The organism is Novosphingobium sp. B-7, from assembly GCF_000410615.1.
GTDB classification, from domain to species: Bacteria; Pseudomonadota; Alphaproteobacteria; order Sphingomonadales; family Sphingomonadaceae; genus Novosphingobium; species Novosphingobium capsulatum.
In genome coordinates, this window is sequence record NZ_KE148387.1 from 1 (window position 1) to 8,115 (window position 8,115).

The window sequence follows — 8,115 nt, forward strand, 5'->3', positions numbered from 1 at the left end:
GCGCAGCGGGGGCCGGCGCGGCGGGCTGTCCGCCCGGCACCAGCTTGCGGCGCTTTACCTCGACCACCACCTTATTGGTGCGACCATGGCTGAAGGTCTGCTTGACCTCTCCGGCCTCCACTGCGGTCTTCAGGCCCAGTGGCCTGCGGCCCAGTGTCGGCTTCTTGTCGCTATCGCTCATCGAACTCATTCGCCCTTCGTATCCAAATCGTCATTCGCCGCATGCGCGGCCGGTGCAGCAGCAGGGGCAGGTTCGCCCGGTGGCATGCCACCAGGTGGACCTTCCGGTGCCGCAGCCCCGATAAAGTGCATCAAGCGGGCCAATGGCCCGTCAATCCGTTCGGCCGCGCCCGCATCGGTGACGCCCAGGTGAACGACGTTGTCGCGGCCCAATGCCACAGACAACGCCGCCCGGTCCAGCGGCAAGATGCGGCCCATCATTCCCGATCCCTCGGCCTCTTCGCCCACGCGCCAGGCCTGGGCCAGCTTGCCCACGCCATCGGCCTTTGCATCGCTGGCATGGGCCAGCAGCACGACCGCGCCGGAACGCGCGGCCTGGGCGATTTTTTCGGTTCCCAGCACCAAGCTACCGGCACGCAACTCAATACCGAGTCGGTCCAGTGTGGCGCGTTTCAGGCCTTGTTCGATCAGATCGGGCAGGTCGGCGGGAATGGTCAGCGGGGCGCCTTTGAATGCGCGTGCCAACGCTCCCTTAAGTTTGCCATTGGCAAGCGCGATTTCAAGGTCTGCGCGAGAAACACCGATCCAGGCGCCGCGCCCAGGGGCACGCGCCAACGGATCGGGCAGAACCAGACCATCGGGCGAAATCGCCAGGCGCACCAAGGCGCCCCGGCCATCGTGGCGGGCGGTGAGGATACATTTCCGCTCCGGCAAAGCCTTGTCAGGCCTTGCCGGGCGGTCTTGCGGCCCTGGGGCGCTTAGCGTGTCATTGTGAGGATTCCGCATCGGCGGCCTCCTCGGTTGCGGGGGCTTCGTCGGCCATCGGTTCGTCGTCGAACCAGTGGGCGCGTGCCGCCATGATGATTTCGTTACCCTGCTCGTCGGTCAGGCCATATTCGCCCAGCACGCCACCCTTGTCTTCGCTGCGCTCCGAACGATCGCGCTCGCGGCGGTCATTGCGGCGGCGCTGGTCGTTGTTGCGCTTCTTGGCGATCAGTTCGTCGGTGGCGAGGTCCGCCAGGTCGTCCAGCGTCTTGATCCCCGCCTTGCCCAGCGTAACGAGCATGGCTTCGTTCAGGTGCGGCAGCTCGGCCAGGGCATCGTCCACGCCCAGGGCGCGGCGTTCTTCACGCTGGCCTTCCTCGCGGCGTTCCAGCGCTTCAAGCGCGCGGTTCTGCAGTTCGGCCGCCAGTTCCTCGTCGAAACCTTCGATTCCGGCGAGTTCGCTGATGTCGATATAGGCCACTTCTTCCAGCTCGCTGAAGCCTTCGGCCACCAGCAGCTGCGACAGGGTTTCATCGACGTCGAGTTCTTCCTCGAAGGTCTTGGACCGTTCGGAGAATTCCTTCTGGCGCTTTTCGCTCGCCTCGGCCTCGGTCATGATGTCGATGGCAGAGCCGGTGAGCGAGGATGCCAGGCGCACGTTCTGGCCACGGCGACCGATCGCCAGGCTCAGCTGGTCGTCGGGCACGACCACTTCGATGCGGCTTTCTTCCTCGTCGATCACCACGCGGCTGACCGTCGCGGGCTGCAGCGCGTTGACCACGAACGTCGCGGTGTCTTCGCTCCAGGGGATGATGTCGATCTTTTCGCCCTGCATTTCCTGGACCACCGCCTGAACGCGGCTGCCCTTCATGCCGACGCAGGCGCCGACCGGGTCGATCGAGCTGTCACGGCTGATCACGCCGATCTTGGCGCGGCTGCCCGGATCGCGGGCTGCGGCCTTGATCTCGATGATGCCGTCATAGATTTCGGGCACTTCCTGGGCGAACAGCTTCTTCATGAAGTCGGGGTGCGCACGGCTCAGGAAGATCTGCGGACCGCGGTTCTGGCGCTCCACCTTGAGGATCAGCGCGCGCACGCGCTCACCCACGCGCGGTACTTCGCGCGGGATCTGCTGGTCGCGGCGGATCACGCCTTCGGCGCGGCCCAGGTTGACGATCACGTGGCCGAATTCGACCGACTTGATCACGCCGGTGATGATTTCGCCCGCGCGGTCCTTGAACTCGTCATACTGGCGATCGCGCTCGGCATCGCGCACCTTCTGGAAGATGACCTGCTTGGCCGACTGCGCATCGATGCGGCCGAGGTCCACCGGCGGCAGCGGATCGACGATGAAGTCACCCACCTTGGCGCCGGCCTGGAGCTTTTCGGCCTGCTTGAGGTCAACCTGCTTGAAGTAGTCTTCGACGTGCTCGACCACTTCGACCACGCGCCACAGGCGCAGATCGCCGGTGCGCGGATCGAGCTTGGCGCGAATGTCGTTCTCGGCGCCATAGCGGTTGCGCGCCGACTTCTGGATCGCTTCTTCCATCGCTTCGATCACGATGGACTTGTCGATCATCTTTTCGGCAGCGACCGCGTTGGCAATCGCCAGCAGCTCGGCACGGTTGGCGGAAATCGCACTGGCCATGGCTTAGTCTTCCTGTTCCTCAAGAAATGCGTCGGTTTGCGCCAAAGCGTCTTCGTCTTCGAAATCTTCCTCGTCCACGCCGGCGGTATCCACCGGGCGCGAGGCGGCAATCAGCCGATCGGTCAGGATCAGCTTGGCATTGGTGACAAGGGCGAACGGTACGGCAAACACCTGGCCGTCATCCTCAATCGAGATCGTGCCGGTATCGGCATCGAAACCCTTGAGATCGCCACGAAAGCGCTTGCGATTGTCGAGCAGCTCGGACAGCTCGATCCGCGCCTCGTGGCCGATCCAGGCGGCAAAGTCCTTGGGGCGGGTCAGCGGGCGGTCGATCCCCGGCGAGCTGACTTCAAGGCGATAGGCCTCTTCGATCAGCATTTCGCCGGCTTCTTCCAGCGCGTCGATCTTGTCGGAGATGCGATGCGAGAGGCCGGCGCAATCCTCGATGACCAGCTGCCCGGTTTCGGGGCGCTCCGCCATGATCTGGAGCGTGTGCTCCTCGTCGCCAACTTCGCTCTTGCCGTACAGGCGCACGCGCACGAGATCGAATCCCATGGCTTTCACCTCGGGCTCCACAATCTCGATGATCCGCGCGATATCCGTCATGCCGTCTCCAATACTCCCGAGCACGCCCTCGGCGCGTCAAACCACTTCAGGCCACACCGTTTCAGCAACGAAGTTTCGCGCCGGCCCCGTCTGGCGCCAGCCCGCTCTTGCCTTCACAATGTCGGGATAAATGTGCAGATAAGGGAGGCGGCGGAAAATTGCAAGAACAAAGCCACGCCACTCAGCCTTTGATCGCAAGGGAGGCGGGAACCGCCGGATTGCTCCGGCAACGCCTGATGCATGGCCCGCCCGGCCTGCATCGGCGCCAGCCTTCCAAAGGGGGAAGAAGGCCGGTCCCCGCCCTGACAAAGCTGCGCGGCATGCGAATCGCGTCAGCCAGGAAATCCATCATCCAAATTATCGGTGAATAATCCCAATCCTTGGCATTCATTCTGCGTTCACGGGCAAGACAGGCGAAGAGAAAGCGCAGAAAACCGCCATTTTCTGAATTTGGCACGCCCCATGCAAAGCAAGGGGCATCGGCCGGATGCGATCATCCGGCGCCACATTCAGGGAGTAATCACCATGCAGACCTTGCTTTCCATCGCCGGCCGCACCTCGGCCGCCGTCGCCGCCCTCGCCCTCTCGCTCGCCCTCATCGGCCAGACCGTGCAGACGCCGGCCGCCACTGCCCAGGGCACCACTTCCGCCGTGGAGATCGCATGATGACCGACCTGCGCTTTGACGACAGCCCCGTCCGCCCCGCCCGCCGCCGTGGCAGCATCTTCCGCCGCGACCGCGCCAACGGCAAGATCTTCGGCGTTTGCGCCGGCATGGCCGACGCGCTCGATCTCGATGTCACGCTGGTGCGCGTGGCCTGGATCGCCGGCACCCTGCTGGGCTTTGGCTCGCTGCTGCTGATCTACCTGGCCATCGCGCTGATCGCCGATTGATGCGGGCCACCGACACCACCACCGGCGCCGACCCGCACCCCTTCACACCGAAGCGGTGCGGGCAAACGGCGAGAAATCGGTGTCGGTGTCATAGACGTCCACACCTTCGCGCCGCTTGAGGAAATTGACCACGGCATAGGTAACGGGCGTGAGCACCACTTCCCACAACACCTTCATCGCCCAGTTGGTGATCATCACATGCACCACATCGGCATTGGTCCAGGTGCCCAGGAACGCCACGGGATAGAAGATCAGGCTGTCGATCGCCTGCCCGGCGATGGTCGAGCCCCAGGTGCGGGTGAACAGATACTTGCCGCCCGTCCACACCTTCATTCGCGCCATCACGAAGGAATTGACGAATTCCCCGGCCCAGAATGCCGTGACCGAGGCCAGCACGATGCGCCAGGTGCTGCCGAACACCGAGACATAGGTGGTCTGGCAAACCGCCCCAGCGGAACTTCTGGCCACGAGCCCGGCAAACTGCGGATCGCCGCTCGATGCGCAGCCCCAGTCGGCCGCCGGCGGCATCGCCACCACCACAAAGCTCATCACCGCCATGAACAGCAGCGCGAAAAAGCCCACCCACACACAGCGCCGCGCGTTGGCATAGCCATAGACCTCGGTGAGCACGTCCCCCAGGATGTAGGAAATCGGGAAGAACAGGATGCCCGCGCCAAAGGTGAAGCCGCCCACGCTCGACAGCTTTGACGCGCCGATCAGGTTCGACAGCAGCAGGATCGCCACGAACGCGGCCATCATGTAGTCGAAAAAGCGGAAATGGCGGCGTGCGCCGAGTTTGCCGCCGATCTTTTCAAGCGGCGCCGATGCGGATGCGGGATCGTTCATGGGGATGAACTGCTATCGCCATTTGCACCAAAGGCAAAGCCGTCTTATGGGCACGGCTGTGCGCGCCCTTAGCTCAGCTGGATAGAGCACCAGCCTTCTAAGCCGGTGGCCGCAGGTTCGAATCCTGCAGGGCGCGCCATTCCAGCGATTCTCACCAGGGAACGGTACGCCCTTCCCGATCGAGATAATGCAGGCCGGGCTTTCCCCGCTGCGCGAGCAGCGTGGTGACGATCTGTGGCACGGTTTCCTCGATGCCGAACGGCGCCTCGGCTCCGCCAAGTCTGGTGCGGATCCAGCCCGGCGCCATAAGCACCTTGGCCCGACCATCATCGGCATGACGCGCCGCATAGCTGCGCATGTACTGGTTCAGCGCAGCCTTCGTGCCCCTGTAGACCTCGTGCCCGCCGTTCACATTGTTGGCGATACTGCCCTGGCCCGAAGACATGACACCGATCAGGCCCGCTGGCGCGACGCAATCCTGCAAGCCTTCCACCACCCGTAGCGGGCTGAGCGCGTTGGTGACCATCACGCGAACGAACTCTTCGGTCGAAACCTCCGCGATGGTTTCGTCCTGGTTGTGGTTGGCCGTGCCCGCGTTGACGAACAGGATGTCGAACTGCTTGCCCATCAGCCGTTCGCGCAATGCCATAATCTGGGCTGGCTGCGTCATGTCGAGCTGCGCGATGTCGACGCGGCTTGGGTGGGCATCAGCCAGATCGTGCAACGCAGTGCGGTCAAGGCCGCGCACCGTTCCGACGACATGCCAGCCCCGCGCGATACATTCTGCCGCCATCGCATGGCCAAGGCCACGCGATGCGCCGACAATGAGAATCGTGCCGGCGGTGTCACTGATGGGCTGGGAGAGCATGGTGATTCCTTTCGGTTTTGCCGCTGAAGACCATCATCTTCCACTTTCAATAGCTGCACCAGACGCACAGGATGCAAACTATTGCTGCATCATGCGCTATCCCACGCTTGCCAGGCCGCCTATCATGTGGCGATGGACACCATTGACCTTAACCTGTTGTCGGCGCTGGACGCGCTTCTGGCGGAAGGCAGCGTGACGGCTGCGGCGCGTCGCTTGAGCCTCAGCCCATCGGCCATGAGCCGCACGCTCGCACGGTTGCGGGCGGCGACCGGCGATCCCCTGCTGGTGCGGGCAGGCCGTGGGCTGGTGCCAACTCCCCGCGCCATCATGCTGCGCGAGCGTGTTCATGCGTTGGTGCGAGATGTTCGCGATGTTCTCACGCCACACGAAGGGCCGCTCGATCTCGCTACGCTCAAGCGGACTTTCATCATCCGCGCCAACGAAGGCTTCATCGCGCTGTTCTCCGCTTCCCTGGTCAAGACCGTGGTCGCCGCCGCGCCGCATGCGCGCCTGCGCTTTGCCCCAAAGCCCATCAAGGAGGCTGGGCCGCTGCGGGACGGAACGATCGACCTTGAAATCGGAGTGCTTGGCGATTTTGCGCCCGAGGTGCGAACACAGCTGCTTTTTCGTGACCGCTTCATCGGCGCGGCAAGAGAGGGGCATCCCCTGTTGTCAGCTGCGGTGACCGCAGATCGCTATGCGGCCGCCAAGCATGTCGTCGTGTCGCGGCGCGGACAATCGACCGGACCCGTCGATGACATGCTGGCAGCGCTCGGGCTGCAGCGCGAGATCGTCGGCGTCGTGCCCGGCTTCCCGGATGCCTTGCGGATTGCCCGCCAGTCCGATCTGGTCGCGCTGGTGCCGCAATCCTGTCTGTCCGACCCATGGTTCTCGGATGGGCTGGTGCGCTTCACGCTGCCGGTTGAAACACCCGACATCGCCGTTGCCGCGCTGTGGCATCCGCGCATGGACGCCGATCCTGCGCATCGCTGGCTGCGCGAGACCGTCATCGCGCAGTGTCGATCTTCAACACGTCTGTCCTGACACGCTCGTGGCGCAATCCAGCCGTGGCGCTTGGGATTCCTTCTGACAGGCCAGATCATGCACGTGATCAATGGCCTCCCAGGCGCGCGCGAACGCGCCATCGTCCAGGCCATGGTATTCGTGGTCGCACTCGAGCGAAACGATCGCGCATGTCGGGCCAAGGAAGCGGCCGAACTGCGCGGGATCGCCGCCATAGGCATCGCCGCGGCCCTGGATCACCACCATCGGCTTGGCCACCGCGCGCAGGTGCCGCGTGCGATAGGCTTCGCGCCGCCGTTCCGGGTGGCGAAACGGATAGCCAAAGCTGGCGATCGCCTGCACGTGGGGGTGCGCGGCAATCCGCGTGGCAGCCACGCCCCCGGCCGAATGGGTCACGACCACGACTCGTGCGTGCGGCAGGCTTTCGATGAACCGCTGCAATTCCCAGCTGGCGATCAGCCACGGCGGCAGCAGTGCCGCCATGAGAAAGTCGAGGCGGTGCGGGCTGGCGCAGGCCAGCGCGGTCTTGACCGCGTACCAGGCGGCCAGGCGCGGCCACGACAGCGCCTGGCCCGTGCTGCGCGCAATGCTTGGCAGGGCCTGTACCAGGCGGCGGTTGATCCCCTCCGATGCGGCATGGCGCGGGGATTCAAACACGAAAACCGGTTGCCCGCGCTCACCAAACTTGCGGGCAACGCGGGTCAGGATATCGGATCGCTTGGCGGTGTTGCTTCGCCCGGCCAGAACGATCGCAAGCGGTGGCATCATGCGGGAAACCATGGTGGCAGAGGTTGCGGTTTCGCCAGCGCTGGCGGCAACCCCCGCCTCCTGTCAAGCTGCCTCAACAGGCTGGCCTTGCCCCGACAATTCATGCCATGGCTGGGCCGACCGTCAGCCCCTTCCCCCCCCCAAGGAGCCTCAATGCCCAACAAGCCCCCCATCGGCCGCGATACCCGCCTGTGCATGTCGCTGTCGGGCCGCCCCGGCAATGCCGGATCGCGGCTGCACAACTATCTGTACGAGGCACTGGGCCTCGACTTTATCTACAAGTCTTTCTCCACGCGTGATCTGCCGGCGGCCGTTGCCGGCATCCGCGCGCTCGACATTCGCGGCAGCGCGATCTCGATGCCGTTCAAAGAAGCGGTGATCCCGCTGCTCGATACGCTCGAACCGTCCGCGCTCGCGATCGACAGCGTCAACACCATCGTCAACGACGATGGCCACCTTACCGGCTACAACACCGATTACACCGCCTGCCGCCAGTTGATCGAGACCAGCCCCGCCGA

10 protein-coding genes, 1 tRNA gene and 1 pseudogene are annotated in these 8,115 nt (G+C 64.3%); 5 read left to right on the forward strand and 7 right to left on the reverse strand.

The genetic code is table 11. The features are described 5' to 3' along the window. From H926_RS28135 to rimP, 4 genes are all read right to left on the reverse strand, one after another. On the reverse strand, nucleotides 1-181 hold a 181-nt coding region (locus tag H926_RS28135; RefSeq protein WP_192816560.1), incomplete at its 3' end, for a translation initiation factor IF-2 associated domain-containing protein. A 5-nt stretch (nucleotides 182-186) separates the two neighbouring features. Further along, complete coding sequence (locus H926_RS28140; RefSeq protein WP_082209197.1) at nucleotides 187-966, reverse strand: DUF448 domain-containing protein; 780 nt, start codon at nucleotides 964-966, stop codon at nucleotides 187-189. Next, entirely contained in the window at nucleotides 947-2,593 is a 1,647-nt protein-coding gene (nusA, locus tag H926_RS0116190) for a transcription termination factor NusA (protein ID WP_022677247.1), read from the reverse strand. The genes H926_RS28140 and nusA overlap by 20 nt, the downstream gene beginning before the upstream one ends. A gap of 3 nt (nucleotides 2,594-2,596) precedes the next feature. After that, nucleotides 2,597-3,199, reverse strand: coding sequence for a ribosome maturation protein RimP (gene rimP / locus H926_RS0116195; RefSeq protein ID WP_022677248.1), 603 nt, complete (start codon nucleotides 3,197-3,199; stop codon nucleotides 2,597-2,599). Between the two features lie 462 nt (nucleotides 3,200-3,661). Here rimP and H926_RS33465 point away from each other — a divergent pair, with 462 nt between their 5' ends. Together H926_RS33465 and H926_RS28145 are read left to right on the forward strand one after the other, a co-directional pair. Then, the gene (locus H926_RS33465) at nucleotides 3,662-3,865 is read left to right on the forward strand and encodes a hypothetical protein (RefSeq protein WP_022677250.1); all 204 of its coding nucleotides are present in this window, start codon (nucleotides 3,662-3,664) and stop codon (nucleotides 3,863-3,865) included. Then, nucleotides 3,862-4,092: a PspC domain-containing protein gene (locus tag H926_RS28145; protein WP_022677251.1), complete on the forward strand. Its 231-nt coding sequence runs from the start codon at nucleotides 3,862-3,864 to the stop codon at nucleotides 4,090-4,092. The genes H926_RS33465 and H926_RS28145 overlap by 4 nt, the downstream gene beginning before the upstream one ends. A 42-nt stretch (nucleotides 4,093-4,134) precedes the next feature. Here H926_RS28145 and H926_RS0116210 read toward each other — a convergent pair whose 3' ends face one another. Further along, on the reverse strand, nucleotides 4,135-4,938 hold the full coding sequence (locus tag H926_RS0116210) for a queuosine precursor transporter (protein WP_022677252.1): 804 nt from the start codon (nucleotides 4,936-4,938) through the stop codon (nucleotides 4,135-4,137). A gap of 62 nt (nucleotides 4,939-5,000) precedes the next feature. Between H926_RS0116210 and H926_RS0116215 the strand changes: the two genes are divergently transcribed. Further along, a tRNA-Arg gene (locus H926_RS0116215) sits at nucleotides 5,001-5,077 on the forward strand. Nucleotides 5,078-5,089: 12 nt separating this feature from the next. Here the strand turns inward: H926_RS0116215 and H926_RS0116220 are convergent. Beyond that, complete coding sequence (locus H926_RS0116220) at nucleotides 5,090-5,806, reverse strand: SDR family NAD(P)-dependent oxidoreductase (protein ID WP_022677253.1); 717 nt, start codon at nucleotides 5,804-5,806, stop codon at nucleotides 5,090-5,092. A 132-nt stretch (nucleotides 5,807-5,938) separates the two neighbouring features. Here H926_RS0116220 and H926_RS0116225 point away from each other — a divergent pair, with 132 nt between their 5' ends. Next, complete coding sequence (locus tag H926_RS0116225) at nucleotides 5,939-6,850, forward strand: LysR family transcriptional regulator (RefSeq protein ID WP_028658118.1); 912 nt, start codon at nucleotides 5,939-5,941, stop codon at nucleotides 6,848-6,850. Here the strand turns inward: H926_RS0116225 and H926_RS0116230 are convergent. Further along, complete coding sequence (locus H926_RS0116230; protein WP_022677255.1) at nucleotides 6,833-7,597, reverse strand: alpha/beta family hydrolase; 765 nt, start codon at nucleotides 7,595-7,597, stop codon at nucleotides 6,833-6,835. The genes H926_RS0116225 and H926_RS0116230 overlap by 18 nt on opposite strands. A gap of 153 nt (nucleotides 7,598-7,750) precedes the next feature. On the opposite strand from H926_RS0116230, the pseudogene H926_RS34880 reads away from it, so the two are divergent. Then, nucleotides 7,751-8,115 (forward strand): annotated as a pseudogene (locus tag H926_RS34880) (shikimate 5-dehydrogenase); the annotation flags it as partial.